This is a genomic window from Tabrizicola piscis, assembly GCF_003940805.1.
Lineage (GTDB): Bacteria > Pseudomonadota > Alphaproteobacteria > Rhodobacterales > Rhodobacteraceae > Tabrizicola > Tabrizicola piscis.
On sequence record NZ_CP034328.1, the window covers coordinates 2,480,001 to 2,506,274 of the forward strand.

27 protein-coding genes, 1 tRNA gene and 2 rRNA genes (1 of these 30 cut by a window edge) are annotated in these 26,274 nt (G+C 62.0%); 11 read left to right on the forward strand and 19 right to left on the reverse strand.

Annotated elements, in window-relative coordinates:
• The 3 genes from EI545_RS12115 to EI545_RS12125 form a co-directional block, all read left to right on the forward strand.
• A 23S ribosomal RNA gene (locus EI545_RS12115) occupies positions 1-1,266 on the forward strand (it extends 1,567 nt beyond the left edge of the window).
• 112 nt (positions 1,267-1,378) lie between these two features.
• A 5S ribosomal RNA gene (rrf, locus tag EI545_RS12120) occupies positions 1,379-1,493 on the forward strand.
• A gap of 178 nt (positions 1,494-1,671) precedes the next feature.
• Positions 1,672-1,748, forward strand: a tRNA-Met gene (locus EI545_RS12125).
• On the opposite strand, the gene EI545_RS21825 is transcribed toward EI545_RS12125, so the two are convergent.
• The 6 genes from EI545_RS21825 to EI545_RS12155 all read right to left on the reverse strand — a co-directional run bounded on the left by EI545_RS21825 (position 1,705) and on the right by EI545_RS12155 (position 6,197).
• Positions 1,705-2,781, reverse strand: coding sequence for a recombinase family protein (locus tag EI545_RS21825; RefSeq protein WP_425471649.1), 1,077 nt, complete (start codon positions 2,779-2,781; stop codon positions 1,705-1,707). The two genes, EI545_RS12125 and EI545_RS21825, sit on opposite strands and share 44 nt — an antisense overlap.
• A 474-nt stretch (positions 2,782-3,255) precedes the next feature.
• Positions 3,256-4,182, reverse strand: a complete 927-nt coding sequence (locus tag EI545_RS12140; RefSeq protein WP_164517281.1) for a DMT family transporter — start codon at positions 4,180-4,182, stop codon at positions 3,256-3,258.
• A gap of 13 nt (positions 4,183-4,195) precedes the next feature.
• Complete coding sequence (locus EI545_RS12145) at positions 4,196-4,597, reverse strand: DsrE family protein (protein WP_164517282.1); 402 nt, start codon at positions 4,595-4,597, stop codon at positions 4,196-4,198.
• Positions 4,598-4,607: 10 nt separating this feature from the next.
• Positions 4,608-5,081: a glutathione S-transferase family protein gene (locus EI545_RS12150; RefSeq protein WP_216842440.1), complete on the reverse strand. Its 474-nt coding sequence runs from the start codon at positions 5,079-5,081 to the stop codon at positions 4,608-4,610.
• Positions 5,082-5,129: 48 nt separating this feature from the next.
• Positions 5,130-5,234, reverse strand: a complete 105-nt coding sequence (locus EI545_RS21860) for a thioredoxin domain-containing protein (RefSeq protein WP_484421910.1) — start codon at positions 5,232-5,234, stop codon at positions 5,130-5,132.
• A gap of 153 nt (positions 5,235-5,387) precedes the next feature.
• A complete protein-coding gene (locus EI545_RS12155) occupies positions 5,388-6,197 on the reverse strand; it encodes an enoyl-CoA hydratase/isomerase family protein (protein WP_216842441.1) in 810 nt (269 codons plus the stop codon).
• Positions 6,198-6,309: 112 nt separating this feature from the next.
• Between EI545_RS12155 and EI545_RS12160 the strand changes: the two genes are divergently transcribed.
• Positions 6,310-7,218, forward strand: coding sequence for a LysR family transcriptional regulator (locus EI545_RS12160; protein WP_125325714.1), 909 nt, complete (start codon positions 6,310-6,312; stop codon positions 7,216-7,218).
• 427 nt (positions 7,219-7,645) lie between these two features.
• Here EI545_RS12160 and EI545_RS12165 read toward each other — a convergent pair whose 3' ends face one another.
• The 7 genes from EI545_RS12165 to EI545_RS12195 form a co-directional block, all read right to left on the reverse strand.
• Positions 7,646-8,731 carry a patatin-like phospholipase family protein gene (locus tag EI545_RS12165; RefSeq protein ID WP_164517283.1) on the reverse strand — a complete coding sequence of 362 codons (1,086 nt, stop codon included), beginning with the start codon at positions 8,729-8,731 and terminating at the stop codon, positions 7,646-7,648.
• 104 nt (positions 8,732-8,835) lie between these two features.
• Entirely contained in the window at positions 8,836-10,221 is a 1,386-nt protein-coding gene (locus EI545_RS12170; protein ID WP_125325716.1) for an efflux transporter outer membrane subunit, read from the reverse strand.
• Entirely contained in the window at positions 10,218-10,979 is a 762-nt protein-coding gene (locus EI545_RS12175) for an ATP-binding cassette domain-containing protein (protein ID WP_125325717.1), read from the reverse strand. Before EI545_RS12175 ends, EI545_RS12170 begins: the two co-directional genes overlap by 4 nt.
• Entirely contained in the window at positions 10,979-12,142 is a 1,164-nt protein-coding gene (locus EI545_RS12180; protein WP_342776570.1) for an FtsX-like permease family protein, read from the reverse strand. Before EI545_RS12180 ends, EI545_RS12175 begins: the two co-directional genes overlap by 1 nt.
• On the reverse strand, positions 12,135-13,241 hold the full coding sequence (locus EI545_RS12185; RefSeq protein ID WP_125325719.1) for an efflux RND transporter periplasmic adaptor subunit: 1,107 nt from the start codon (positions 13,239-13,241) through the stop codon (positions 12,135-12,137). The genes EI545_RS12180 and EI545_RS12185 overlap by 8 nt, the downstream gene beginning before the upstream one ends.
• Entirely contained in the window at positions 13,238-14,629 is a 1,392-nt protein-coding gene (locus EI545_RS12190) for a HAMP domain-containing sensor histidine kinase (RefSeq protein ID WP_125325720.1), read from the reverse strand. The genes EI545_RS12185 and EI545_RS12190 overlap by 4 nt, the downstream gene beginning before the upstream one ends.
• On the reverse strand, positions 14,626-15,351 hold the full coding sequence (locus EI545_RS12195; protein WP_125325721.1) for a response regulator: 726 nt from the start codon (positions 15,349-15,351) through the stop codon (positions 14,626-14,628). The genes EI545_RS12190 and EI545_RS12195 overlap by 4 nt, the downstream gene beginning before the upstream one ends.
• A gap of 216 nt (positions 15,352-15,567) precedes the next feature.
• On the opposite strand from EI545_RS12195, the gene EI545_RS12200 reads away from it, so the two are divergent.
• Together EI545_RS12200 and EI545_RS12205 are read left to right on the forward strand one after the other, a co-directional pair.
• On the forward strand, positions 15,568-15,906 hold the full coding sequence (locus tag EI545_RS12200) for a hypothetical protein (protein WP_125325722.1): 339 nt from the start codon (positions 15,568-15,570) through the stop codon (positions 15,904-15,906).
• Positions 15,907-16,065: 159 nt separating this feature from the next.
• A complete protein-coding gene (locus EI545_RS12205; protein WP_125325723.1) occupies positions 16,066-16,773 on the forward strand; it encodes a phosphotransferase enzyme family protein in 708 nt (235 codons plus the stop codon).
• Positions 16,774-17,029: 256 nt separating this feature from the next.
• Here the strand turns inward: EI545_RS12205 and EI545_RS21830 are convergent, their stop codons facing one another.
• Positions 17,030-17,245, reverse strand: a complete 216-nt coding sequence (locus EI545_RS21830) for a hotdog fold thioesterase (RefSeq protein ID WP_125325724.1) — start codon at positions 17,243-17,245, stop codon at positions 17,030-17,032.
• Positions 17,246-17,436: 191 nt separating this feature from the next.
• Between EI545_RS21830 and EI545_RS12215 the strand changes: the two genes are divergently transcribed.
• From EI545_RS12215 to EI545_RS12225, 4 genes are read left to right on the forward strand one after another with little or no spacing between them, the layout of a single operon-like run.
• On the forward strand, positions 17,437-18,360 hold the full coding sequence (locus EI545_RS12215; RefSeq protein WP_245989982.1) for a bifunctional helix-turn-helix transcriptional regulator/GNAT family N-acetyltransferase: 924 nt from the start codon (positions 17,437-17,439) through the stop codon (positions 18,358-18,360).
• Positions 18,357-18,596, forward strand: a complete 240-nt coding sequence (locus tag EI545_RS21360) for a hypothetical protein (protein WP_164517285.1) — start codon at positions 18,357-18,359, stop codon at positions 18,594-18,596. The genes EI545_RS12215 and EI545_RS21360 overlap by 4 nt, the downstream gene beginning before the upstream one ends.
• Positions 18,593-18,835: an EamA family transporter gene (locus EI545_RS21365; RefSeq protein WP_164517286.1), complete on the forward strand. Its 243-nt coding sequence runs from the start codon at positions 18,593-18,595 to the stop codon at positions 18,833-18,835. The genes EI545_RS21360 and EI545_RS21365 overlap by 4 nt, the downstream gene beginning before the upstream one ends.
• Positions 18,836-18,854: 19 nt before the next feature.
• Positions 18,855-19,280, forward strand: a complete 426-nt coding sequence (locus EI545_RS12225; RefSeq protein ID WP_125325727.1) for a thioesterase family protein — start codon at positions 18,855-18,857, stop codon at positions 19,278-19,280.
• 213 nt (positions 19,281-19,493) lie between these two features.
• Here EI545_RS12225 and EI545_RS12230 read toward each other — a convergent pair whose 3' ends face one another.
• Positions 19,494-21,257 (reverse strand): glycosyltransferase family 2 protein, encoded by a 1,764-nt coding sequence (locus EI545_RS12230; RefSeq protein ID WP_125325728.1) that lies wholly within the window; start codon positions 21,255-21,257, stop codon positions 19,494-19,496.
• Between the two features lie 911 nt (positions 21,258-22,168).
• Positions 22,169-22,405, reverse strand: coding sequence for a hypothetical protein (locus tag EI545_RS12235; RefSeq protein ID WP_125327452.1), 237 nt, complete (start codon positions 22,403-22,405; stop codon positions 22,169-22,171).
• Between the two features lie 191 nt (positions 22,406-22,596).
• Between EI545_RS12235 and EI545_RS12240 the strand changes: the two genes are divergently transcribed.
• A complete protein-coding gene (locus tag EI545_RS12240; protein ID WP_125325729.1) occupies positions 22,597-23,328 on the forward strand; it encodes a Crp/Fnr family transcriptional regulator in 732 nt (243 codons plus the stop codon).
• On the opposite strand, the gene EI545_RS12245 is transcribed toward EI545_RS12240, so the two are convergent.
• The 3 genes from EI545_RS12245 to argF form a co-directional block, all read right to left on the reverse strand.
• The gene (locus EI545_RS12245; RefSeq protein ID WP_125325730.1) at positions 23,329-24,102 is read right to left on the reverse strand and encodes an SDR family NAD(P)-dependent oxidoreductase; all 774 of its coding nucleotides are present in this window, start codon (positions 24,100-24,102) and stop codon (positions 23,329-23,331) included. It lies immediately after the preceding gene.
• Between the two features lie 198 nt (positions 24,103-24,300).
• A complete protein-coding gene (gene arcC / locus EI545_RS12250; RefSeq protein ID WP_125325731.1) occupies positions 24,301-25,266 on the reverse strand; it encodes a carbamate kinase in 966 nt (321 codons plus the stop codon).
• Position 25,267: 1 nt separating this feature from the next.
• Positions 25,268-26,269: an ornithine carbamoyltransferase gene (gene argF / locus EI545_RS12255; RefSeq protein WP_125325732.1), complete on the reverse strand. Its 1,002-nt coding sequence runs from the start codon at positions 26,267-26,269 to the stop codon at positions 25,268-25,270.
• Between the last annotated feature and the right edge of the window lie 5 nt (positions 26,270-26,274).

The following is a 26,274-nucleotide window of genomic DNA, read 5'->3' on the forward strand; positions in this document are numbered from 1 at the left end:
AGACCGTACCCTAAACCGACACAGGTGGACTGGTAGAGTATACCAAGGCGCTTGAGAGAACCACGTTAAAGGAACTCGGCAAAATGCCTCCGTAAGTTCGCGAGAAGGAGGCCCCATCGGCAGGCAACTGTTGGTGGGGGGCACAAACTAGGGGGTGGCGACTGTTTACTTAAAACACAGGGCTGTGCGAAGCCGTAAGGCGACGTATACAGTCTGACGCCTGCCCGGTGCTGGAAGGTTAAAAGGAGGGGTGCAAGCTCTGAATTGAAGCCCCAGTAAACGGCGGCCGTAACTATAACGGTCCTAAGGTAGCGAAATTCCTTGTCGGGTAAGTTCCGACCTGCACGAATGGCGTAACGATCTCCCCGCTGTCTCTAACGTGGACTCAGCGAAATTGAACTGTGTGTCAAGATGCACACTACCCGCGGTTAGACGGAAAGACCCCATGCACCTTTACTCCAGCTTTGCACTGGCATCAGGATTGTGATGTGCAGGATAGGTGGTAGGCATTGAAGCGGGGACGCCAGTCTTCGTGGAGCCTCCCTTGAGATACCACCCTTCGCACTCTTGATGTCTAACCGCGGCCCGTTATCCGGGTCCGGGACCCTGCATGGTGGGGAGTTTGACTGGGGCGGTCGCCTCCCAAACAGTAACGGAGGCGCGCGAAGGTAGGCTCAGACCGGTCGGAAATCGGTCGTTGAGTGCAATGGCAGAAGCCTGCCTGACTGCAAGTCTGACAAGACGAGCAGAGACGAAAGTCGGTCATAGTGATCCGGTGGTCCCAAGTGGGAGGGCCATCGCTCAACGGATAAAAGGTACGCTGGGGATAACAGGCTGATGATGCCCAAGAGTCCATATCGACGGCATCGTTTGGCACCTCGATGTCGGCTCATCTCATCCTGGGGCTGGAGCAGGTCCCAAGGGTATGGCTGTTCGCCATTTAAAGAGGTACGTGAGCTGGGTTTAGAACGTCGTGAGACAGTTCGGTCCCTATCTGCCGTGGGTGTAGGAGACTTGAGAAGAGTTGCCCCTAGTACGAGAGGACCGGGGTGAACGAACCACTGGTGGACCAGTTATCGTGCCAACGGTAGTGCTGGGTAGCTATGTTCGGACAGGATAACCGCTGAAGGCATCTAAGCGGGAAGCCCCCTTCAAAACAAGGTCTCCCTTGAGGGCCGTGGAAGACCACCACGTCGATAGGCCAGAGGTGTAAGTGCAGCAATGCATTCAGCTGACTGGTACTAATTGCCCGATAGGCTTGATCTGATCCGGTAACAGCAAGGCAATAAGCCTCTGCGGATCGTCAAAAGCAAACACAGACTTGGAACAATCACTGATGTCAGGGACCGAAAACAACGGTCCCTGGTCTCTTCCCCGGACTGGTGGCCATAGCACGAGCAAAACACCCGATCCCATCCCGAACTCGGCCGTTAAGTGCCGTCGCGCCAATGGTACTGCGTCTCAAGACGTGGGAGAGTAGGTCACCGCCAGTCCTGAAAAGAGACCATCCTCTCTCCATACGATATCACCCTACCCCCCGATCGCAAAAATGCCCTCGGGATACAGTCGAGGGGTCCAGCAGCCCCGTCAGCCCGAAAAAAGGCACCGCCTTCAAGGGCAGACAAAATGCCAAGAACACCGGGCTGCAGCGGACCACCTGCAAGAAAACGTCGCGGGGTGGAGCAGCCCGGTAGCTCGTCAGGCTCATAACCTGAAGGTCACAGGTTCAAATCCTGTCCCCGCAACCATTAAGACCCTACTGATGCCACCGTTCGCGGTGGCTTTTGCATGTCTGGCGTCTGTCGCGAAGTGCAGGATCGATGCCAAGGCCCCGTGTAGCGTTACATGGGCCTGTCCCCGCGTCTCGCCGGGTGACACCTCGATCCGGTCGATCAGGCTGCGCAGGTGATCCATGGCCTGCGGGCGCGTGGCCTCGTCCGCCAGAAGCGCCTCTATCTCTTGCACCTTGCGGCGGTAGAGTTCGCCGAGGTTTGGGTGAATCTCGAGGCCGGGTGCCGGGTTGACCTCCTGCAGGCTGCGTTCGAGATCGCGCTTGCGGGCTTCAAGCTCCGCGAGCTTCTGGCGGACGATCCCAGGATCACCATCGCCGTCGAGGATGAACGCCAAGGCGCGCTCGATGCCGCGGTTGACCTTGTCGAGGTCCTTGCGGTGCACGTCGGCATTCTGGTGCCGGCTCCGACGCATGCGCTCGACTTCCATCCGAAAGCTCGCGGCAAACTCAGCGATCAAGTCGTCACGCCCGAAGAGAATGTCCTTCAGTCCTGCCAGGATGCGGGTCTCAAGCTCTGCAGCGCTGATGCTGACCGGGCAGGAGCGGGTGCCCCGTTCACGGCGCGCTGAGCAGGAGTAGCGCTCGCGATTGATGATGGTCATCGCGCCACCGCAACCGCCACAGCGGATCAGGCCAGAGAAGACACGCTTCTTGGTCTGGCGCTTGTTGCCGGCCTGCGAGCTGTAGCGTGCGCGCAGAACAAGGGCTGCGTACCAGGTGCGCTCGTCAATCATCTGCAGGTCCGGCAATTCCTTCGTGACCCAGAGGTGTTCCGGTCGCTTGAAGATGGCTGCCACATCCTCTTGGTCGCGGCTGATCCGGTCGAGAGCTTCGGCAATGACGATGTCGAACGCTCGGTCGCGGGCGGCCTCCATCAGAGCCATCATGCCGGGCCTCGTGCGCAGGTTGCTGGCGCTGAACGCGTAGTCGCTGAACACCTCGACAACCTCGTAGCCGGCCTGAAGGGCGCGCTCCTGGCAAACACTCACCTGGTCATCGACGGAGGCACCCAACTCTCAGGTTCGGGTGGGGAGAAGAGATCTACAACGGAATGATCACGGAAAACCACTCAGGCAGAAGCCTGGGATAAGGTCCATACTAAGCTTGAAACTGGGGGCATTCTTGCGCTCGCTCCTGCAAAACTCGCGACATACACTAGATCCAATAGGTGGCAGATCGCCCATAAGTACAACATCAGCAGATCAAATACTGCCTAACGCTGATGGGCAGCTACGGGCGGAAAGCCGACCTTCGTCGCGAACAGGAGAATTCATCGGCAGCAACTAAAGCAGACGTTGATAGTCCCAACTGGACGGGCAACGGCAACTGTACCTTGAAGCACAGATTGCTGAGTTCTCTTTGCTACGTTCGAGGCTCTGGGCTAGGGTTTTCAGCGGTCGCCGAATGCGGTTCGATCCTCTTGTGATTGGATCTCAACCCAACGCTTCGCTAGGCGGAGTATTCTAAATCCTGCTTCCAACCCGAACGACGCCCATGGCGACGGCAAGCCCGGCAGTGGCCATGATTGCGCCCAGCCATTCGGCTGGTGCAGGCATTTCGCCGGTGACTGGTACGCCGACAATCAGGGCGGCGGCGGGAACAAGTGCGGGAAACAGCGCGGCCTTGCTGGCCCCCAAATGCTCGACAGCCTTGCCATAGGCAATGACGGCCAGCACACCCGAGAGAAGGCCCTGTACGACGATCTGAGTCAGTAGGGTCTGCAAGGGCAGCGCCGCCAAACGGTCAAAGCTTTGGGTGACGACAAATCCGGGCAGCACGACCAGCGCCGAGATCACGGCCACGGCGGCGGTCGCGGGGATGCCGCCGATCTTCCACTTTCGCAGGAGAACCGTGAAGCCGACCCAGAAAAGGCCTGCAACGACAAACAACACATCGCCTCGCCATGCTCCGGGCAGTTCTGCGCCGCCCTTGCCAGCGGCGATCAGGGCAAGACCGCCCAGGATGATCGCCACGCCAAGAGCCCGTTCGCGGGGCGGGCGTTCGCCAAAGATCAGCCAAGACGCGGCCATCGCCCCGAGCGTCAGGGCCGAGGGCTGGACAACGGCACCATGGGCCAGCGGGGCAAAACTGTAACCGCCAACACCAAGGGCGATGAACATCGGACCGGCAAAGAAGGCCAGCGCTGCACCGCGCCGCCAGCCGACGCCGCCCAGATCGCGGATGCCGTTGCGGAGCAGCCAGAGCAGCATGATCGCCCCAGCCGTCACAAAGCGCAGGAAGACGAAATCGACCGGTGACTGACCCGCGTTGACCCCTGCGCGGGCAAAGGCCAGATAGGCCGCCCATATCGCAACAGCGGCAAGGCCGAAGCCGAGCCCCTTGGTCTGGGCAGACAAGGCGGAGCGGACGGGCATATCAAGCGCGGACATGGGACCCTCCGGTTCAAAAAGTGACGATCTGGCGGCCTTCGCCCAGAAGGGCGCGGAGGCTGGCATGGCCGTGGTCGTCGGTCAGCATCGGAATGCCGGCCGCCTTCAGCGTGTCCTGGACGTCGTATGCCTTGGCACAATAGCCGCAGACGCCGCGGAGGGCGGGGGCGACCCTGGTCCAAGCCCGGTGCAGGTCATGCTTCGGGTCCAGCACCGCGGCCAGCGTGGCGCTGCCGCCGCCGTCGAAGACGATGGTGACGTCGTCCCCTGCCGCCATCAGCTCGGCGGCAAATCCGAAGGCGCGGTAGGCGCGGCTCAGGGCTTCCGTGGTGACGTTGGAATAGATCACGATGGCGATCTTTTGGGAGACCTTTGCAGGGGTTTCACTGCGGGACTGGGTTACGGTGTCAAGCATTCTGGCCTCCTCAGGCGGCTTGGGTTTCAGCAAGGGCGGTGGTTGCGGCAATGCCGCGCTGCACGGCGGGGCGGGCCGCCATGGCGGCATACCAGCGGGCAAGGTTGGGGCGGGTGTCGAACGAAACGCCCGCGAACTCGCGCCGCCAGAACCAGCCGAAATGGGCGATGTCGGCGATGGTGTAATCGGTTCCGGCGAACCACACATGGTCGGCGAGATGGGTGTCGATCAGGTCGGCAAGACGGTCAGCCTCGGCCTGGTAGCGCGTGATGGCGGGATCGTTCCGGTCCTGCGCCAACTTCTGCCAGTAGCCGGACTGGCCAAAGGCCGGGCCCGTGCCCGAGAGCTGAACGAACAGCCATTCGAAGGTGCGGGCGCGGGCGACGGGATCGGTGGGCAACAAACGTCCGGTCTTCTCGGCCAGATGCACCAGGATCGCGCCGGATTCCGGCAGAACGAGGTCACCATCGATCAGCAGCGGCACCTTGCCGTTGGGGTTCAGGGCTACATAGCCAGGTACCTTCTGTTCGCCCTAGCGGATGTTCACGGGGCACAGGTCGTAAGCCAGACCCAACTCCTCCAGCGCGATGGGCACCTTGACGGAATTCGGGGTGGAAAAGGCATAGACGGTCAGCATGGGTCTGGTCCTTCAAAGAAAGATGATCTGGGTGGCAATGATCTCGCAGAGCGCGAGAAAGCCAATGAGCAGGGCGGCGTTGAGAACGATCGGCATGGCAGGCTCCCGAGAAAGACGGTTGACCCCCGATGTGCCCGGGGGCCACCGCTCTCCTCAGTTGCTGAATGATTTCACGAGGGCCGCAGCAGAGGCCCCTTCGAGAGCGAGGCCATAGCCTGTCTCGCGCACCAGCGCCTCTTTCAGCGGCTGGATGAAATGGATGCGGGTGTTCCGGCGCGTGACTTCGGGTTTGGCGAGGTAAAGGTCGGCCAGCGCGCGGGCACGGGCAACGGCGGTGCCATCGGCCACCACTTCGGCCACCACGCCCCAGTTCTTTGCGGTCTGCGCACTGATCGGTTCGGGATTCAGCAGCAACGCCTCGGCTCGGCCCGCCCCGGCGCGATAGGACCAGGTGGTGTAGATGCCGTCGCCCGGCACGATGCCGCCGGCGAAATGTGGCAGGTCGCTGAAGCTGGCGCTTTCGCCCGCCACGATGACATTGGCCATCAGCGCATACTCGGAATGGATGTGCGCGCGGCCCTCGATGGCGGCGATCATCGGCACGCGGATGTTGGCAATGTTCTCGACGATCTGGACGCCTTCATCATGCACCCGGCTCCAGACGTCGGGATCGGCCACGTTGCCGAAGGTCGAGAAGTCGATGGCGGCCATGTAGTCGCCCGCCCCGGTCAGTATGACCGCCTTGGTGTCGCGGTCCTGCGCGATGCGGTAGAAGGCCTCGGTGAACTCGGTGTGGTCCTGCGCGGTAAAGGTGATCGGGCCGCCCATGCCGTCGTTGATGGTGACAAGGAGGACACCCTTGGCGTCACGTTCCATCCGCAGGCCACGGGCGGCGGTGAAATAGGCGGGCACAGTGGGCACGTCGGCGTTCAAGGCGCCGGCCATCATATCAAGGTCTTTCATCTGCTTTCCCTTTCGGTTTGGGGCGCGGCCCCGGTTGCGATGAAATGAAGATGGACGATTCCGCGGAATTCGATAATCATGCGTTGATGCATCACACTGATCCGTACAGCGTATGAATACCGGCCTTCTAGAACATATCTGCACCTTCGTCCGCGCGGTGGAAACCGGCAGCTTCACCGCCGTCGCGGCCGAGCAGGGGCAATCGCAACCCACTGTCAGCCGCCAGATATCGGCGCTGGAGGATCACCTCGGCGTGCGCCTGATGCAGCGCACCACGCGGGCGCTGACGCTGACGGATGAAGGGCGCAGCTACTATGCCCATGCGCGCGGCCTGCTGGACGCGGTGGAAGAGGCGGCCCTTGCAGTGCGCCCGGACGCCGCCGTGCGGGGCACGCTGCGCATCGCCGCGCCGCTGGCCTTTGCGCGTTTGCACCTGATGCCCCGCATGGCCCGGTTTCTGGACAACCATCCCGACTTGCGCACCGACTGGGTTCTGGGCGACAGGCCTGTCGATCTGGTGGAGGAAGGCGTCGATCTGGCCATCCGCATCGGACGGGTGACCGATCAAGGGCTGATTGCCCGCAAAATCGGCTTGATGCGGCGGGTGACGGTCGCCCGGCCCGACTACTTCGCCCGCGCCGGGCGACCGCAGCATCCCGCGGACCTGACCGCGCATGACTGCATTGTCTACACCGGCCTTGCCACCGTGGACGAATGGCATTTCGCCGGCCCCGACGGCGCGCCGATCATCGTCAAGGTCTCGGGCCGGGTTAGGGTCAACGCGTCCGAGGGCATGCGGTCTGCGTTGCTGGAGGGGCTTGGGCTGGCCGTCTGCCCGACCTGGCTGTTCACAGACGAAATCGAAACCGGCCTTCTGGAGCGCGTGCTGATCAACTATGAGCCTGCGGCCCTGCCGATCCAAGCCGTCTATCCAAGTCGGCGACTTGTTCCCCCAAGAGTCCGCGCCTTTGTAGACTACCTCGTCGAAGAGTTTCGCGCCGATGTCCGTCTGGCCCCTTGAGCATGATTCACATCAGCCCCAATGCCAAAGTCAGACAGTCAGTTCTCCGAAAGACTACGGTTGCAACCTTTCGGTTGAAACGCAGCCACATCCAGCTTAGCCGATCTCCCCAAAAGAAAATGCTTCGCCGCATATGAACGGCCGTTTCTGGGAGGCAGCGCCGTGTTGGTTCACCTTGGCGTGTCCGGCAGCCAAGGGCCGGATCCGGCATCACAGCTTCGCAGTGACGCCAGTGAAATGTCGGACATTCTTCTGCCGCTCGTAGTGAGGTGATTGCGGCATGCCATAGCAGTCATCGGGCGGCTGACTGAAGCCGTTGGAAGCCGCCACAGATTCATCGATCAGTCTTTGGCATGGGCATAATCCAGCCTGCTATTTCCAGTTTTCCCAGAAGCCACCCACTTACACTTTCGCTAGAGGCTAGCCTTCAGCCTTCCCCGTCTGGGGGTCTGGACGACCAGGTTCCCGACTGTCCGGCGCCATGACCGAGATGATACACCCGGTCTATGTAGTCTTCGGCAAAGGGTTCGCGGAGGTCATAAGGAACGTCTTCGTCGATGTAGGCGAGATGAAAGTTTGCCTTGCGCGCGGTTGCAAAGAGGTAGGTCGCATTGATTGTGGCCCGGGCATGGGACTTGAGGAACGTCTCATATGATCGTGTCGCGACGCCGACGATCGAATCCGTTGTCACGCTAAAGACTGGGTCCAGGCTGTTATTGATGATAACATAGAGGTTCGCGGAACCGCGCCCTGCCAGTTGCGGATTAAGCATGATCGCATCCGGCCCGATAAAGACCTGGGCGAAAATCCCGCCGTCGCTGTGCAACTCGTCGTAGCTGCCAGCCGCAGTCTGAACCTTGATCCTGACGGCCGGGTAGTAGCCGGGAATGCTGGCCGAGGCGAGGAGCACCTTCTTGAAGAGGTCGGCCGAAGGTTCGGTTCCGGCGGCGGCAATCGCGCCCATATCCCACACGACAGGCCGCTGCGTATCTAGGTTGGCGGTCATGACGAAAAGCCTGCGACCGGCCCGATGCGCGGCGGTAATCTCGGCCAGTATCCGGGGCGTGACCGCGTCATCGATCAGCGCACGCAGTGCCCGGTTGTTGGCAATGCTGTTGCGGAAAAGAAGGTTGAGCGGCGTTACGCCGCCGTTCAGCGGTTCCGTCACCGCAGGGCTGAAGGCGCGGGCGAGTTCGTCATCATACTCGCTGCCAAGAAAGGCGAAGGGCGCGATCAAGGCACCGGCGCTGACACCGGTCACCACGTCGAACTCCGGGCGGTCACCGCGCTCGGTCCATCCGACGAGGAGACCCGCGCCGAAGGCCCCGCCCGAGCCGCCGCCGGACAGCGCCAGGATGTCGACGGGTGCCGTGGTCAATGGCGGGGCAAGATCTTGACGTGCCGCCGCCGCGGCGAGTTCGGGCAGGCCCGCGTCCGCCCAGATGCGCGCGCCCGACACCCCAGCGACGGACAGGTCGCGTTCGTCGGCCGCAGCATAGGTCTCGCGGGGCAAGGTGGTGCAACCGGCGACGGCCCAGATGCAAAGGGCGGATACAGCTCCCGCAACCGCAGGCTTCAATCGCCGCAGGCCGGCCGACCCTCTTGCCGTTGGCGCAATCACGAAGGTTCCTTCGCACCGCGGCCGATGGCGACTTGCAGCTCGGCCCAGGTGGTCGCCGTCTGCCGGGTTGCCTCGGCCAGGGACAGCCGTGCAGCGGTATAGGATCGCTCGGCGTCGAGAAGATCGATCAGCGTCGTTTCGCCTTGCGCAAAGGTCTCGCGCGAGAGCTCAACCAGCCTCTCGCTGGAGACCACCGCATCTGCAAGCCGGTCCATCCTGTGACGGTTCGTGCGATAGGCGCTGGCGGCGACCTGAACGTCCTCGGTGGCATCCAGCACAACGCCGCGCCAGACAAGCTCGGCAGCCTGCGCGTTTGCGACGGCCTGGTCGCGGCTGGCCGACAGGCGGCCACGGTTGAGGACCGGCAGCGTAAGGCTGGGGCCGAAGGACCAGGTAGAACCGTCCCGTTCCGCAACCGACCCCGAGAGGGTAAGCGACGGATAAAGCTCGGCTTCGGCGACACCGACGGCGGCAACGGCGGCGGCTAGGCGGCGCTCTTCGGCGCGGATATCGGGGCGGTTGCGCAGAAGGTCTGCCGGGACACCCGTCGCGGTGCCGCCCCGGGGCCTTGGCTGCGGTACGCCCGCCTGCAATTGCCGCATCAATGGCCCCGCAGGTTCGGCAAGCAGCGTGGCCAGAGCAAAGACGTTCCGCTCGAATCCTTCCTGAAAGACTGGAAGATCGGCCCGCGCGCTGGCAAGATCGGATTGAGCCCGCACGACATCGATCTCGGAGACCATGCCCGCGCGAGCCTGTTCCCGCACCAGTTCCAGGGTTCGTTCCCGGCTGGAAATCGTCGCCCGGGTCAGGGCCAGCGCCTCCTGATGATAGCGGGCGTCGATATAGCGGCCCACAAGCGAAGAGATGACAGCAAGCCGGGTGGCTGCTGCGTCGAAGATCACGGCGTCACGCTCGGCAAGCGCGCGTTCTTGCCCGCGCCGGATGCCACCAAAAAGATCAAGGACATAGCTGCCGGTCAGGGTGGCCGTGTCCGTCGTCGCCGCCGAAACATCGTCGCCCCCCGCCCGCGTGGACTGCGCGGTCAGGGTGCCGTCGAGCTGGCGATTGATCCCCGTGGCGCGCAGGGCGGCCTCGACTGCGGCGATACGGGACCGGGCCTGCGCAAGGTCGGTGTTTGCGGCCAGCGCCCGAGTGACGAGATCGTCGAGGGTCTTGTCCTTATAGCCGCGCCACCAGGTCTCGCCCGCAGCGTCCTGAGCCCCCGTCCCGATCGCACCGACAAACGCGGTCGGCATCTCGACCGTGGGCACCACATAGTCAGGGCCAACCGTTGTGCATCCGGACAGGACAACCGACAGCAAGACCATGAGCGCATGCTGCCTTCCACCCGGTACGGCGGTGCCTGACGCGCGGCCCGTCATGCCTTTGTCCTTGCGGTTTTCGCGCGGGCGGGATGGGCGATCTCCTCGGCCTTGGGGCCAGTTTCGGCCAGAATACGCCCGTCCTCCATCTCGACGATGCGGTCGGCGATATCGAGAATACGGTTGTCATGGGTCACCATCAGCACGGTCATTCCCCGCTCTGACGCCAGCCGCTGAACAAGCTCGATGACCTCGCGCCCGGTCTTGCTGTCAAGCGCGGCCGTCGGCTCATCCGCCAGCAGCAGTTCCGGCTTGCCGACCAGCGCGCGGGCTATCGCGGCGCGCTGCTTCTGGCCTCCCGAGATCTGGTCCTGATACTTGTGCATATGCTCGGAAAGGCCCACAGCGGAGATCACCTCCATGCAGCGGGCGGTCGCGTCCTGCGCGCCGGCCTCGCCCTTCACTTCCAACCCCATGCGCACATTTTGCAGGACCGTCAGGCTGCGGTGCAGGTTGTGGTGCTGGAAGATGAACCCGGCCAAGCGGCGGGTTTCGACCATCACCGTCTCGCTCGCGCCAAGAAGTTCATGCCCCAGAACCTTGACCGATCCCTCCATCACCGACCGCAGCGCGCCGACCAGCGTCAGAAGCGTGGTCTTGCCGCAGCCCGACGGTCCCATCAGGAATGTCGTCTTGCCGCGTTCGACAGTCAGCGACAGGTCGCGCAGAACCAGCCTGCGCAGATCACCCTCGCCGTACCAATGGTTCAAGTGTGAAATCTCGATGGCGAGGCGGGGGGCGCCGACGGGAGCATTCATTAGAACACCTCCGCCGGGTCCGCGCTGTAGATCCGCTGCATCGCGATGGTGCCCGCAGTCAGGCACATGCCGACGGTCTGAAGGAAGACCCACATGACCCGGCTCCAGGTCATGATCATGTCCATGGCAACGGCCTGGCCGACAACCCGGTAGAGCAGAAAGGACAGCAGCAACGCCGGAAGGAAGCCGAACACGGTCAGGATCGCCGACTGTTCATAGACGATTGCCAGAAGGTAGCTGTTCCGGAACCCCATCGCCTTGAAGGTCGCATATTCGCCCAAGTGATCCTGCACGTCACTGGTCAGGATCTGGACGACGATAACGGCACCGACGAAGAGGCCGACGATGACTCCGAAGGTGAAGATGGTGGCAATCGGGCTGTTGATGCGCAGGAAGTCGCGGGTCACTTCCTTGAAGTTGGGCATCGTCCAGACCTTCACCTCGGCTGCGCCAACGGCCTTGGTTATTGTGTCGGCCATGACATTCAGATCGCGGCCCGGCTCGACGGTCAGAAGGCCCATGTTGATGACGCCGGGATGTCTTGACCTGTCCAGTTGCAGAAAGGTCTCGCGCGACACGACCCCGTAGGCTTCGGTACCGAAGCTGGCGCCGAAGTTGAAGGTGCCGATCGCGCTCACCGTCTCACCGGCCAGCTTGACTTTCGGCTGCTCGCCCGCGGCGATCCTTCCGAAAAAGGCGCTGTAGTCGCCGCGCGAGCCTTCGTCGATCAGCATGGTGCCCGATGTCCGCAGAAGCGGTATCTGGGCATCAAGTGCCGGGTTGGTAAAGACCCGGACATCTGTCGGCACGCCGATGACGACCACCTGACCGACCGTGCCGTCGGACGGCTTGGTCCAGGTCAGCGTCCCGATGTAGATCTCGGCCCAGTCGATTACCCCTCGCACTCCGGCCGCCTGGATCAGCCTGCGGCGGGAGAAGTCACCTGAATCCGGGACGATGCCTTCGGCATCGGCACTCATGATCACCAGATCAGTCTTGAACTGCTGGTGAATGACGGTGGTGGAATCGAAGAGCATGTTCATGAAGCCAAGCTGCATGAAGACCAGAAGCACCGCGAACCCGACCCCGGCCGAGGCCACGATGAACCGGGACTTGCTGTGGGTCAGCTGCAGCCATCCCAGCGGCGTGCGGCCCCTAAGCATCGTCACCCTCGCGCGCGTCAAAGGCGACCAGAACCTGCAAGCCAGAGAGGTCGCGGGTGGCCGTCGATGCTGCCTCGTCAAGTGTGATCCAGACCTCGATCACTCGGGCGTCGACAATTGCGGCCGGGTCAGTCGACAGGATCGACTGGTCGGAGATACGGACACCAAGGCGGGCGACTGCGCCCCTTAGCTCATCACCCAGCGCGCGCGAGGTAACGGTCACGCCCTGCCCCACAGTCACGCCCGAGATGTCGGTCTCGTAAACCTCGGCGCGGACCTTCATCTGCCCGGTGTCGCCAACCTCGGCAAATCCGCTGTCGTCGATCTGCTGCCCGATCCGCCCGAACAGCGCCAGGATGCGGCCGTCGATGGGGGCGACCACCGACGATTTGGCATAGTCGGCCTCGGCCTTGGCTCGCGCGGCCCTTGCGGCCTCGATCTCGGCCTCGGCACTTGCCTGATCGATGCGAAGGCCCTCGATATCTCGCAGGCGGTTCCGCTCCAGCTGGATCTCGATATTGCGAAGGTTGAACGTCGCGGACTGCACATCCAGGCGCCGGTCTACGAGCGCCGTGTCTTCATAAAGCCCGCTGTCGCGCAGCCGGGTCATCCGGTCAAGCTCGACCTGCGCCTTTTCCAGCACCACGCGTAACTGGTCGACCTGTGCGGCAAGCTGCCGCTCGGTCGCGTCCAGATCGGCCGTCAGCGCGGCTAGCGCCACACGCTTGACCGACTCGTTCGCGACCGCCTGCGCCAGTTCCGCGCGCAGCAAGGGTTCGGTGTCGAGGATCGCCAGCACCTGACCCTTGGCCACCGTATCGCCTTCCGCCACGTCTATGCGTGAGATCCGGCCTACATTCTGCCCGGTCGGCGCGGCAACGGTCACGCGGTTGCTGACCGGCAGCACCTCACCTAGGGCGGTGATCCTGCGCGGGGCAATGGCGTCCGGTTGCGTTTCCGCCTCACGTTCAGCCTGCAGGCCCGCGAGATAGGGCAGGCCAAGAAAGTACACCCCCATGGCAACAGCGATGGCCAGGGCGGCGCCGATGAGCCAGTTCCGCCCGGCCTTCCGCGGAGTAGTTGCGCCTATCTCCGTCATGCTGTGCGGGGCCCCGCGTGGTCATCAGCAGCGGCTTTGGGCAGAGTCAGGGTGACCGACAACCCTTGCGGATGATTGTCCGACAGGCCAAGCATCCCGCCATGGCGCTCCATCAGGTCGCGCGCGATCGCAAGGCCAAGCCCGAAGCCTTCGGACTTCAGGGCAGTTCCCGAGCGTACTGCCTCGACGCGGGTGAACGGTTCCAGCACTTTCTCGCGGTGATCAAGCGGGATGCCCGGCCCATTGTCGCGCACCTCGATGACCACCGCATCCGTCTTCTTTTCCGAGACCAAAACCTGCGCCTCGCCCGCGAATTTCGCGGCGTTGCCGATCACGTTCTCCAGCACGCGACGGATCAGGTCGTGGTCGCACCTGACCACAAGATGCTGCGGCCCATGGTAGTCGATGGCGTGCCCGTGATCGGCGAACTCGTCGGCAACGGTCTTTGCAAGCACGGCGATGTCCACCAGCTCCAGCGCAAGCGGCCGATGTTCCGAGCGCAGAAAGCCAAGCGCGTCATCGATCATCCGCTCCAGCACCTGAATGTCGCCTTCCATCGCGGTCTTCGCCGGGCTGTCATCCAGAAGCTCGAGGCGCAACAAGAGCCGCGTCAGCGGTGTGCGCATGTCATGCCCGATCGAGGCGAGCGTTTGCGACCGGTCGCTGATCAGCTTGCGGATGCGCTGGCGCATCTTGTTGAAAGCAAGCGTGGCGCGGCGGACCTCGACCGGGCCGCGGTCGGGAAGGTCGGTAGCGTCGGCGTCGCCTGCAAAACGCTCAGCTCCGCGCGCAAGGTCGCTGATAGGCGCGACAAGTGCCGTGCCGGCCCAGACCGAAAGGAACATGACGGTCAGCGCAAGGATCGACAGACCGATCAGGGCCACGGTCCGAGGGACGCGTTGTACGAAGGAGTCGCTGCGCGGCTCGAACACCAGCCAGTCACCGGTCGGAAGCTGGGCAGCGACAGCAAAGTCGACCGTCGGGAGGAGGGCTGCCAGCCCGCCGGTACTGCCGTCGAACACCAGTACCTGATCCCGCCAGTAGTCCGGCAGTGCATTGGCAAGCGCCGCCTCTAACCCCGGAATATCCACGGCTGCGCGGGCGGCCACCGCTTCGGACATGCTGGCTTCCAGCCGGAACCGGTCATCAGTAGCCAGAAGCGTTGCAAGTCGGTCCGTCATCTCGGGGATGTCGGCCTGGCGGGCCATCCGCAAGACCGTCAGAAGCGGCTCGGAGGCCGCGACGCCAAGTTGGGCACGCCCACCGCCAGTCTGGTTGGTGGAAAGATCGATCATCGTGATGGTCACGACATGTGCCATCACCTGCGTGAGGATCAGAAGTGCCGCGATCTGCCACCGGATCGGCCACCGGGTCGGGTTGAAGGTCATGATTGCTCCGTCACGATGACCGACACGGTGAAGACATAGCCGCTGTGGCGGACTGTCTTGATCAGGGAGGGGGACGCCTCTTCCGGCTCGATCTTGGACCGAATGCGAGAAACGAGAGTATCCACGCTGCGGTCATAGGGTTCAACCCGCCGCCCTTGGGCCAGCTTCATAAGGGCGTCACGGCTCAGCACCTCGCCCGGATGCTTGCAGAAGGTGCGCAAAAGCTCGAACTCCGCGCTGGTCAGCTCGACCCGGACGCCGACCGGGTCGAACAGCTCGCGCGCCTTGGCGTCAAGCTCCCAGCCGGCAAAGCTGTAGCTGACAGGCGCGAGTTTTCGCCCGTTGGCAGCACTTTCCGTCCGCCGCAGCACAGCGCGGATACGCGACACCAGTTCGCGCGTGCTGAAGGGCTTCGTCACATAGTCGTCGGCGCCAAGGTCCAGCCCACTGATCCGGTCGCGCTCCTCGCTCATCGCGGTCAGCATGATGATCGGCGTCGGATGCGACATCCTGATCTGGCGCGCAATCGAGAGCCCGCCTTCGCCCGGCAGAAGCAGGTCCAGCAGCACCAGATGCGGCGGATCGTCGGTCAGGACCCGCTCGACCCCCTTGCCGTGTGGCAGATGCGTGGTGCGAAAACCGGACCGCTCCAGAAAACTGCAGACAAGGGAACCGATGGCCGGATCGTCTTCAACAAGAAGAATATGGGTCAGGGTGCTCATGCCTTCTTTTCGCTCCGACCCGGCCAGAAGTCATCAACCGGTATTTGTCAAATCTTGTCAGGCCGGGCCTGTGGACCCGGTGCCGACCCGCCAGCCAAAAGACCGGCGACAAACTTCGAGACAATTCGACCACCCCCCAATCGTCCGCGACAACCCATACTGCGAGCACATGGCGCCCCGATCACCGGGGCTGCTTTTGCGAGGATGGAGGCCCTGATGAAGACGATACGAATTCTGCAGGCAGTCACGCTGGTGGTCGCCATCTCGCTGCCCCTGGCGGCCAATGCCGAAAGCCCGGCATCCACCGTTGCCGACGGCAAGCCCTGGAACTTGACGGCCCCGAACGGCCGCAAGATGGCGATCACCTTCTTCCAGGATGGCAAGGTGAAGATGAAGATGGGCATGATGAGCCGCAATATGACCTGGCAGCCGACCAAAGAGGGCATCTGTCTTATCGGCACCCCCAACGGCGACCGCTGTATGCGTCTCGAACCCACGGCCAACGGCTTCGTCGGGTTCAACGGAGAGGAACAGACGCTGACGTTAAGCCGATAACACGACACGAACATTTTGGGCCGGACGCGTCGGTTCCGCGACAGGTGATCGAGATGTCGCTTGCCGCGTCGCGTATGACCGCATCGGGCCCAAGGCGGTTCTTGTCGGTGGCCAGCGGCTGTCGCAATCTCGGCTTCGGAACAGTAAGGATGACTGGTTATGCGACCGCCAATTGAAAGCTGGGGCGTTGATGCAGACCTTGCCCCGTTATTCGGTGGACACCGGAACCTCGCTTTTGTGACGCTTAACGTCGGATCGGGACAGAGGCTTGTATTCAAATCAACGCGCCGGTCGGAGGATGCCCTCAGTTGGCTCGTTTCTGTTCAAGACATCGCGGAGGGAGTGGGTTTAGTGGTGCCCAAGCTCATCCGGAACAAAAATGGGAAACTGACCGAGGGCGGCTGGACCTGCGAGCCCTACTTGGATGGCAGTCACTTCACCGACGATGAGCTTTCATCGGTCCGACCTTTGGTAGCTGAGCTTCACGCGGCTACCAGCGATATTCCACAGCGGCCAGGCTTCCTGTCTTCGCGAGATTTGATCGAACGGGAATACGGTGGCGATGTGGACTTGCGAGCCATGCCTGCGAGCCTCGTCGTTCACTGCCGAAATGCTTGGTCCGCTGTCTCAGATCAGAAGCAAGCTGTCATCCACGGTGACCTCAACCCAGGGAATCTTATCAGATGCACAGATGGGCGGACTGCGCTCATCGATTGGGATGAATGTCGCCGTGATCTCGTCCTGTTCGACACGGCAGTGCTCGGTGAGGCCAGCGACGAAGAACATTCAGCTCTCTTTGCTTGGGAACTAGCGTGTTCTTGGCAAATCGAACCGCACTACGCCCGCCAGCAAGCCTCGCAACTCTGAGCGAATGCCTGCATTGTCCGCACAGCGGTCACCTGCATCGCGAGAATGCTGAAGTGCGGGCCAACGTCTGCTTCGGGGGGCGCGGCCTCGCAGCATGGGGTGAGGTCGACCGACAGGTATAGGCCGGGCACGTCGACCTGACATTACCGCTTCGAGCCCTCCTACTCATTCGTCGGTGAAAGGTGGCTTTCTTACTTTCGCGGCGGCAGGCTGGGGGAAATTCCTCGTAACTCTGCGATCAACGTCCCGTCCATCGTTACCCTGTTCCATCATACACATCTGCGCGCCCGCTCTCGGAACCGCGGGCAATCCCAACGGTCAGCTTGTCCCCTATAATGACCGGACGTAGGTATTTGATCTTGCATTGCTGGGCGACGGCCGGATGCTGGCCGCTGCTGCCAGCCAAGCCGAATGCAGCATCAGCCGATGCGAAAATGGCGCCGCCGTGACAGGTGCCGTGAGCCTGAACCATGCTCTCGCCGAGAGTCAGCTACAGAGTAGCCGCGCCGTCACCTACGCTATCGAGCGTCACACTAAATCGTCGCATGAGGGCATCTCCTTTGAACATGCGGCGTGCGGTGTTTTGGTTATCGTTTTCCGTCATTGCATAAGCTTTACATGCGAATATGGTGCTAACGGCAACATATGCGAGAAGGAGTCAATATGCCGGAGGATCGCATCGCACAATTCAGGGAGTTCAATCGGTTCCACACGCGACTGGTGGGCGCTTTGAATGAGCATCTTCTGGCATCGGACTACACGCTGCCCCAAGTCCGTGTCCTTTACGAAGTAGCCAATGCACCGCCCAAAGCGCCGCCGTCCGCCCGTGATCTCGGCGAAGCTCTTGGAATGGATACCGGCTACCTCAGCCGCATCGTCACCAGCTTGTCGGACGAGGGGCTGATCGAACGCGTTCCGTCGGAACGTAACGCGAAGCGTCTTGCCCTCTCGCTGTCCGAAAATGGACGCAAGGTCTTCAAGGGATTGAACGATGCGTCAGCAAAGGAAGCAGCGGCGATGCTCGAAAAGCTGTCCGATCAGGAACAGCGCGAGCTAATCGGTGCGATGGGGAAGGTGCGTCGTCTGTTGGGCGATGGGTCGAAGGAAGCAACCTTCGTCCTGCGTGATCCCGAACCCGGCGATCTGGGTTGGATCACCTATCAGCATGGGCGTCTCTACGCCAAAGAATACGGGTGGGACTGGACCTTCGAGGCGCTGGTGGCGGAAATCGTCAGCGAGTTTGCCAAGAGCTATGATCCCTCCTGCGAACGCTGCTGGGTCGCTGAACGCGAGGGCGAGGTCATTGGATCGGTCTTTATCGTTCGGCAGGATGACCAAACCGCCAAACTGCGCCTCCTCTATGTGGATGCCAGTGCGCGCGGTCGCGGGCTAGGGCGGCGCTTGGTCGCGGAGGCCATGCGTTTCGCCCGCGACAAGGGCTACAAGCGCATGACCCTCTGGACGAATGATGTGTTGGTCTCCGCACGCCGCATCTATGAAGGAGCCGGATTTGAGCTTCTGGAAGAGGAGCCGCATCACAGTTTTGGAAAGGATCTGGTCGGTCAGGTCTGGGGCCGCGATCTGTGATGCTTGGATCGGGCGCGGTCGCCGGTCTACTGACGGGCATAAAGGTAGGTGCTGCGCTGTTTGCAAGTCAGCTCGCCGTCGGCGCTATCGGCGTGGGGTTATTGGGGCTTCTGCGCTACAGGATCGCCCTGCTGTTTCTGCTCCCCCTTCTGCACCTGAAGCCATCCGCGCCGGTGGCTCGCAAAGACTGGCTCCCGATCATCCTGCTCGTCCTCTGCCAGAGCGGTCCGGCATGATCTGGTTGATGGTTCTGGCAATCGGTCTGTCGTCAGGTTTCGGCTATCTGGTGTGGTTCCACGCCATCGAAAGCCTGCCCGCCACCCTTGTTGCGGGGTTCCTGGCGCTCAGCCCGATAACCGCTTTTGTCCTGTCCCTCATACTCCTTGACGCGGCCGTCACGCCCTCGCTGCTGATCGCCACAGCCCTTGTGTGTAGCGGGATCGTTTGCTTCGCGCGCTCCAATCCCCACCAATAGATCGAAAGGCAAAGCTCCTATGAAACTTACACTGCAACCCGGCCTGAGACACGCCGGCACCCTGGAAGTGCTGCCCTCGATGACCGTTTCGAACGTCAGCGCGGAGCTGAAGGCCTTCGCAGACATGCCGCCAGTGTTTGCGACGGCGATGATGGTTGCTTTCATTGAAGCCACTTGCATCGAGTGCATCGCCGACCATTTGGAAGAAGGTGAACACTCGGTCGGATCACACATCAACGTCAGCCACACCGCCGCAACTCCACCGGGAATGTCTGTGCTGGCAGAGGTAACATTGACCAGCGTGGAACGCCGGATGCTCACGTTCAAAGTTGAGGCTTTCGATGATGTTGGATTGATCGGACAAGGCAGTCACCAACGGGCGGTGATCGACATCGACCGCTTTAACGCCAAAATCGCAGATAAGGCTAAAGGCTCGTCGCGTTAAAGCTGACTTTGGACCAACGTAACTTTGTCCGCATAGCTGCCGCTGAACCTTCACCATCCCACCCGGTGGGGCACTCTCTTGGGCACTTGGTCAGGCGTTCGTGGCGACGGATGTCCCGGACCACGCGGTCCTGCGCCTTTTGCAGGACGCGCTGGGCGGGCGGGGTTGATCGGCGCCGGACCGTCGGGGTCAGGACCGAACAGCCGCCCGGCTTCAAGCCTTTGGGCGGGGGCGCACGCGACCATAGGCCAGGTTTACGGCCGGATAAGCCTCGGCAAATGGGGCGCTTCGGATGCCACCGCCTTGTGGGTAGGGGCGATAACGCAGGTTTGCGATCGACCGCAAGGCAGCCGCAGCCGTGCCGTCAACCTCGGGGCCTGCCCGTCGCAAGACCAATAGGTTCCGTCGAAACGTCGACAATGTCGATATCGCGCGCAGCCCAAGCGTTTCGATCAGCTGGGGAGCCCAGCCGTTCCTTGCCCATAGGTCAAGAATACTGTCAATAGTCAGGCCGTTTGACTGCTCAGACATGCCTCGGGCCGGTTCTGCAACCGCAAAGACGATCAGATCCCTTGCATGGCGGGCCATCGAGTCCAGGAAGACCTCCGCTGCGGCCGCATCAAGGTGCCGGTTCAACCCAAGGCACATTACCAGGTCAAAGCAGCGGCCAAGCTCAAGTCGCTGGCGCAGATCATGGCGCGCCGACTGACTCTCTCCAAGAACCGTGGCGGCAGGATCAACGCCGTTAACTCCCAGGATCTCGGTTGCCCCGAACATTTCGAAAAGCTTGAGGTAGCTGCCCGCCCCACAGCCGATATCCAGAACAGAGTTTGGCTGAACGGTTTCGGCCAGAAAGCGGAAGGGCGCGATGTCTACCGGCATATTTGACGGCTGCAAGACATCGGCCGCTTTCTTTGCCGAATTCGAGGCTCCCTTGCCGCGCTTTGCAGGCGGCAGCAGCCCTGAATAGTCCAAGGCTGATTTCCCCATGACGGTCTTGAAAACCGACAACTCTGCCGGGAGCACAAAGCCGTCCGAGTATCGTCGGGCAAGATCAAGCTTCGGCAGTGCCGCTTGGGCGTTGTCCATGAAATCCGTTGTCCTCGCGCTCTGGGCATAGGACATCGCGATGCTTGCAACAGCCGATCCCGAAAGTGGCAGCGCGGCGTCTCGCACGACGTCCAGCAGGCGTCTGCGATGGTAAGAGGTGCCACTGTAGTTGGGGCCAGCCTTCAGCAACGAGGGTTTTTCGATGACGGCGCTGTTCCAACCTGACAGCGCCTTCGCGAGGATCTGATCCGCGCTGCGAACCGGGATATGGATCAAGGGAAAGTCCGGTCTTGCCGCCGCCGCCATCCAGTCACGTCCGATCCGGACTTTGTGCGCCCCTTTGCCCACCGCCATCGTCTCGGAAAAGGCGCCACCAAGGTGCAGAACGCATTTCGTGAAAGCGGGCTTTTCCGCGCGGCGAACAAACCTGATCGTCGTCATCGGGTCCCGGTCGTCTTCCTTTTGCTCTGGACCCGGCAGATATGTCTGCCAGGCGTGAGCCGTTGCTGTGCCCGCCGGCTCTGCGGAAACGTCGCTGCGGAAATCGGCGGGATTCTTTGCAGAAAGAAATTCGTCGCAGTCCAAGAAGAACACGTGATCGGCGAAGAGCGCACTCTGCACGAACCGAAGTGCGGCCGTCGCCTGCGATGCCTGGGCAAAACCGTCTTCGGGACTGTCTACCACGAATATGCCACCCAACTCCCGGGCACAGTCGATCGCAATCCGGCGCGTCTCGTCGATCGATCCGTTGTCCATGACGATCATCGCGTCAAGATAGGGTCGATTTGTCCTTAAGAAGGTTTCGATGATGTCCTGTTCATTCTTCACCATCGTTATCGAGATGGAATGAACACCCGAGTCCGGGGCCTCCTGCACTAAGGCTCTTATGTCATTGTAAAAATTTGATAAGAACTTCGCAAACTGCATTCGGTATCCGGCCTGCAGCGCGATCCAGCGGCGCCGCGACCACGTCTAGCCGCAGCGCGAACACCTGGCAACGCTAATGTCGGCCTAGAACAATGGCTTGTAGACGTTCCCGTTGGTATCCGTCACCGACCCGGTCCCGCTGGCGGTGCCTTCGAACTTCTCAGGTAAGTCGGAGCATATCGTCGTCCTCGGTCAAACCGCCCATTGTTTCGGCGGCCTCAGATGACCGCTTTCCGCCCTCAGGTCGGTCACAGTGCATCTGTGAGTGGTGATACAGCCACCCAAGCGAACGACCGCTTCGTCCGCACAGCGGTCATCCGCATCGCGAGAATGCTGAAGTGCGGGCCAACGTCTGCTTCGGGGGGCGCGGCCAGGCAGCATGGGGTGAGGTCGACTGGCAGGTATGGGCCGACAACGACCACACCGTCGCTGTGGGCGAGAAGCGCTCGTTCGCATCGATACGCAGTGTGCGTGCATTGATGTCGCTCCTGGCTTCAGCGACGATCGAAAATCGCTTCCAACGTCGGCTCCAATCACGAGGCGTTCAAAGGCCGGAACGGATGTGGCCCCGGTTCGGTGCAGGAATGCGACTTGGTGGCTTTCCACGGTACACCGACTGGTGCCGAGGTCGGCCGCGATATTCTGGCTCGGCTGGCCAGCGAAGCGTCTAGCCAAGAGTCTAATGCTGTCTTTCGGTCAAGCCATATCCAAGATCGGGGTAGCCTTCCGCCAGCCCCCCAATCACAGTCGTCCTTTAGCGGGTTCAATGTCGCTCCCTGTGCTGACGGTGCGGCGATGATTGGTAACTTCATCGGCCATCACCGCGCGGCCTGCGCCCTGAACCGTCGGCCTGGGCCAAGCCCAGGACCAGCGGCGCCAGCGAACTGGCGCGGCGGGACCCTTGCGATTGCCTACCTCCTGCGAACGGAATTCCCACCCGCAAGAATACCGTTGATCAGGGTTGCAACCGAATTGTGAAGTTCGGTTCTTCCGTCTTCACCAGGATCATTGGCATGAGCGGCCGCCGCATCGCGCAGGATGCCGACGATCTCTCTTTCCGGCAGGATGTTCCGGTCATTCAGCGCCAGAAGCAGGGACTCGCAGATTGCTAGAGCCGCAGTTCCGGCTACATCAGGGACGTTCTTCATTTCGCGGACACTCCCGTTGCGGCACCGGACGCGAACGTCGAATGCCTGCGAATTCGAAATCCCGATTAGTGTCGCAGACCTGTGGTAGGAATGACTGACGTGGATCAGCGTCACCGTCTTCATGCTGTCCTAGAGGTTGACCGGGAGATTTTTACCTTCCCCGCCCCTGCGTCACGAAAGGATTGCCGTCCTTGACAACCCAGCACACTCCCTTTGCGCGAAAGCTGGGGGCCTTTGTCGCCCTTTCCCCCGAGGAACTGGGTTTGCTTGATCAGTTGCACAGCCGACGCAGGACCTTTCCGGCGCTGCGGGATATGGTCTACGAAGGGCAGGTCGAACGATCAGCCTACATTCTGGCGTCCGGCAGGGTCTGTTCCTACAAGCTTTTGCCGGGAGGAACCCGGCAGATCGTCGATTTCCAGATCCCGGGAGATTTCCTTGGCTTGCGCTCGGTCCTGTTTCGCACGGCGGACCACAATATCGAACCGATCACCCGGGTGCAGGCCTCGGAAGTTCAGGCACAAGACTTGCTGGATGCATTCAACACGGCACCCCGGCTGGCTGCGGCAGTGCTCTGGGCGGCTTCGCGGGACGAAGCGATGGTGGTGGAGCATCTCGTTGACATCGGGCGGCGGGATGCCAAGCAGCGGATGGGGCATTTCCTTCTAGAATTGGGTGCGCGGCTGAAGCTTGTCGGGCTGGGCTCAAGCGACGGCTACAACTGCCCACTGACGCAATATCTGCTGGCCGATGCCCTTGGCCTGAGCGCCGTTCACGTGAACCGGGTGCTGCGCGAGCTGCGTGAGGATGGGCTTGTCAGTTTTCAGCAGGGCAAGGTCATTTTCAGCGATTTCGATGGCCTGGTCGAGTTTACCGAATTTGACCGACACTACCTTGATCACGAGGGTCCATTGATGAAGTGATCATGCCGCTGTCAGACCGCCGTCAACCGTATAGGCTCCCCCGTTGATGTAGCCCGCATCGTCGGAGGCAAGGAATGCGACCAGCCCCGCGACCTCGTCCGGGCTGCCATAGCGGCGCATCGGGATCGTTGCGGCAAAGCCTGCATGGACGGTGGCAGCCTCGCCCGGGCGCGCGCCTTCTTCGATCGAGGCCATCATCCGGCTTTCGATCGGGCCGGGGTTGATGCAGTTCACCCGGATGCCCTTGGCCCCCCATTCGACCGCCGCCGCCCGGGTCAACCCAAGGACCGCGTGCTTGCTTGCGACATAGGCGCAAAGGCCGGACGAACCCGTCAGCCCTGCAACGCTGGAGGAGTTGATGATGCTGCCATGCCCGGCCACGGCCATGACGGGGATCACCAGTTTCAGCCCCAGGAAGATGCCGGTCACGTTGACCTCCATCACCCGGCGAAACCCATCAGTCGGAAAATCGGGGATCGGGGCGACTGGCCCTTCGATGCCCGCGTTGTTGAAGAAGACGTCGATTGTACCGAAGGTAGTGACTGTGGTTTGAACCGCCGCCGCGAAGGCAGCTTCGTCCGTGACGTCGGCCTCAAGTTCCAGCAGGCGCTTAGGGTCCGCGACAACGCTCTGCAACTCGCCAAAGTCGGTCCCAACCTTGTCGAGTGCCGCGATAGAGGCGCCACGAGATGCCAGAAGCTTGGCCGTCGCCAGTCCAAGTGCGCCTGCGGCACCGGTGATCAGGACAGTCTTGCCAGTCATTGAAAGCGTCATCGGCTATCCTGAATGATGTAGAAATGTCCATGTGCAGCGCGTCGCTTGCTCGGTTCCGATCACCCGATGCTCGTAACAGGGGACAAGAGCATCGGGTAATCGGTCCGTCACTTGCCGGAGCCTCGGGGAACGCAAGAGCCAGCAAGTCGATGCCCATTTTGACTGTCGGATGTGCTCTGGCGCTGATCCAGGTTTGCGTCAGGGCAATATCTTCGCTGCCGCTCCGGTCGGGATGGACCTTTCCGGAAGTGATGTGTCGAGCCGGATCTGTGTGCCTGCCTTGCCTTCGACAATGGCGCGTGCGTCCTGGAGGCTGCCGATCCCGGCGAGCTTTCCACCGGCCCGAACAAAGGCACAGGCCGAGGTGATCTTCGGTGCCATTGATCCAGACTCAAACTCCATCGCATCCAGCGCCTCGGGAGTAATGCGACCGATGAGCATCTGCGTGGGAGTTCCCCAGTCGCGGAACACCGCCTCGACATCCGTCAGCATCAAAAGGATGTCTGCCGCAAGGGCCGTCGCCAGCAGGGCCGCTGTGCGGTCCTTGTCAATTACCGCCTCGACCCCCTCCATCTTGCCATCCACGCCGCGCACCACGGGGATGCCGCCACCGCCCGCACAGATCACGCTGACCCCTGCCTCGACCAGAAGGCGGATCGGCCCGATGTTCAGGATTGCGACGGGGAGGGGTGACGGGACAACCCGGCGCAGGCCGCCCGTCGCTTCGGCCACCATCGACCATTGATGATCCGCCCGGACCTGTTTGCCTTCTTCGGCAGTATAGACCGGGCCGATGGGCTTGGTCGGCTGGTCGAAGGCCGGGTCCTTGCGGTTGACCTCGACCCGGGTAAGCAGGGTGGCGCAGTCGGTGCCTGGGGGGAGGGCATTCATCAGCTCCTGCTCGATCAGGTAGCCGATCATACCTTCGGTTTCCGCCCCCAGCACATCCAATGGCCAGGGATTATCAGGCGCAAACGTCGCCGCGTGCAGCGCCATTAGCCCGACTTGCGGTCCGTTGCCGTGCGCGACGATGACCTGATGATCCCGCGCAAGGTCCGCCAACGCCTCCGCTGCGATCCGCACATTGGTGTGCTGCGCCTCGGCCGTCATCGGCTCGCCGCGCTTCAGTAGGGCATTGCCGCCCAGGGCCACGACGATGCGCATGTCAGGCCCCTATCGTGGCGACGAGGACAGCCTTGATCGAATGAAGGCGGTTCTCGGCCTGATCGAAGACCTTCGATGCGGGAGATTCGAAGACTTCCTCCGACACCTCCATGCAGTCGATGCCATAGGTCTGGAACACTTTCTCTCCGGTCTTGGTGTCGCGGTTGTGGAAGGCGGGCAGGCAGTGCAGGAACTTGGCATGCGGATTGCCGGTCAGGTCCATCACCTTCTGCGTGACGGTGAAGGGAGACAAAAGTGCGATGCGATCCGCCCAGACTGTCTCCGGCTCGCCCATCGAGACCCAGACGTCGGTGTAGACGAAGTCGCAGCCCTCCGCTCCTTCGGCAAGCTTCTCGGTCAGCGTGATCCGCGCGCCCGAGGTTTCGGCCAGCGTGCGACACTGTTCGACCAGAACCTTGTTCGGCCAAAGTGCCTTCGGCCCGCAGAGGCGGATGTCCATGCCGATCAGCGCCGCGCCAACCATCAGCGACGCGCCCATGTTGCCGCCGGTATCACCCACGAAGCAGAAGGCGATGTCGGACAAGTGCTTGTGGGTGTTTTCCCGCATCGTCATCAGGTCGGCGAGGACCTGCGTCGGATGAAACTCATCCGTCAGCCCGTTGTAGACCGGGACGCCCGCGAACTCGGCCAGCACTTCGGCCTCGGCCTGTCCGAAGCCCCGGTATTCGATGGCATCATAGAACCGGCCCAGCACGCGGGCGGTGTCCTTCATCGTCTCCTTGGTCCCGATATGGCTGCCGGTCGGCCCAAGGTAGGTGACATGCGCGCCCTGGTCGAAAGCGGCAACCTCAAAGGCGCTGCGGGTCCGTGTGCTGTCCTTCTCGAAGATCAGGGCGATGGTCTTGCTTTTCAGCAATGGCTGCTCGGTGCCCGCCGCCTTCGCCTCTTTGAGGCTGGAACCAAGGCGCAAAAGGAAGCGTAACTCGTCCCCCGAAAAATCCAGCAGTTTCAGAAAGCTGCGGCCGTGAAGATTTTGCGGCATGGGTC

Excerpts from the sequence above, each read along its gene's own strand:
- EI545_RS12140 (WP_164517281.1), bottom strand. The coding sequence starts at position 4,182 with ATGTCCGCGCTTGATATGCCCGTCCGCTCCGCCTTGTCTGCCCAGACC.
- EI545_RS12145 (WP_164517282.1), bottom strand. The coding sequence starts at position 4,597 with ATGCTTGACACCGTAACCCAGTCCCGCAGTGAAACCCCTGCAAAGGTC.
- EI545_RS21860 (WP_484421910.1), bottom strand. The coding sequence starts at position 5,234 with ATGCTGACCGTCTATGCCTTTTCCACCCCGAATTCCGTCAAGGTGCCC.
- EI545_RS12155 (WP_216842441.1), bottom strand. The coding sequence starts at position 6,197 with ATGAAAGACCTTGATATGATGGCCGGCGCCTTGAACGCCGACGTGCCC.
- EI545_RS12160 (WP_125325714.1), top strand. The coding sequence starts at position 6,310 with ATGAATACCGGCCTTCTAGAACATATCTGCACCTTCGTCCGCGCGGTG.
- EI545_RS12170 (WP_125325716.1), bottom strand. The coding sequence starts at position 10,221 with ATGACGGGCCGCGCGTCAGGCACCGCCGTACCGGGTGGAAGGCAGCAT.
- EI545_RS12175 (WP_125325717.1), bottom strand. The coding sequence starts at position 10,979 with ATGAATGCTCCCGTCGGCGCCCCCCGCCTCGCCATCGAGATTTCACAC.
- EI545_RS12180 (WP_342776570.1), bottom strand. The coding sequence starts at position 12,142 with ATGCTTAGGGGCCGCACGCCGCTGGGATGGCTGCAGCTGACCCACAGC.
- EI545_RS12185 (WP_125325719.1), bottom strand. The coding sequence starts at position 13,241 with ATGACGGAGATAGGCGCAACTACTCCGCGGAAGGCCGGGCGGAACTGG.
- EI545_RS12190 (WP_125325720.1), bottom strand. The coding sequence starts at position 14,629 with ATGACCTTCAACCCGACCCGGTGGCCGATCCGGTGGCAGATCGCGGCA.
- EI545_RS12195 (WP_125325721.1), bottom strand. The coding sequence starts at position 15,351 with ATGAGCACCCTGACCCATATTCTTCTTGTTGAAGACGATCCGGCCATC.
- EI545_RS12200 (WP_125325722.1), top strand. The coding sequence starts at position 15,568 with ATGAAGACGATACGAATTCTGCAGGCAGTCACGCTGGTGGTCGCCATC.
- EI545_RS12205 (WP_125325723.1), top strand. The coding sequence starts at position 16,066 with ATGCGACCGCCAATTGAAAGCTGGGGCGTTGATGCAGACCTTGCCCCG.
- EI545_RS21830 (WP_125325724.1), bottom strand. The coding sequence starts at position 17,245 with ATGGTTCAGGCTCACGGCACCTGTCACGGCGGCGCCATTTTCGCATCG.
- EI545_RS12215 (WP_245989982.1), top strand. The coding sequence starts at position 17,437 with ATGCCGGAGGATCGCATCGCACAATTCAGGGAGTTCAATCGGTTCCAC.
- EI545_RS21365 (WP_164517286.1), top strand. The coding sequence starts at position 18,593 with ATGATCTGGTTGATGGTTCTGGCAATCGGTCTGTCGTCAGGTTTCGGC.
- EI545_RS12225 (WP_125325727.1), top strand. The coding sequence starts at position 18,855 with ATGAAACTTACACTGCAACCCGGCCTGAGACACGCCGGCACCCTGGAA.
- EI545_RS12230 (WP_125325728.1), bottom strand. The coding sequence starts at position 21,257 with ATGCAGTTTGCGAAGTTCTTATCAAATTTTTACAATGACATAAGAGCC.
- EI545_RS12235 (WP_125327452.1), bottom strand. The coding sequence starts at position 22,405 with ATGAAGAACGTCCCTGATGTAGCCGGAACTGCGGCTCTAGCAATCTGC.
- EI545_RS12245 (WP_125325730.1), bottom strand. The coding sequence starts at position 24,102 with ATGACGCTTTCAATGACTGGCAAGACTGTCCTGATCACCGGTGCCGCA.
- arcC (WP_125325731.1), bottom strand. The coding sequence starts at position 25,266 with ATGCGCATCGTCGTGGCCCTGGGCGGCAATGCCCTACTGAAGCGCGGC.
- argF (WP_125325732.1), bottom strand. The coding sequence starts at position 26,269 with ATGCCGCAAAATCTTCACGGCCGCAGCTTTCTGAAACTGCTGGATTTT.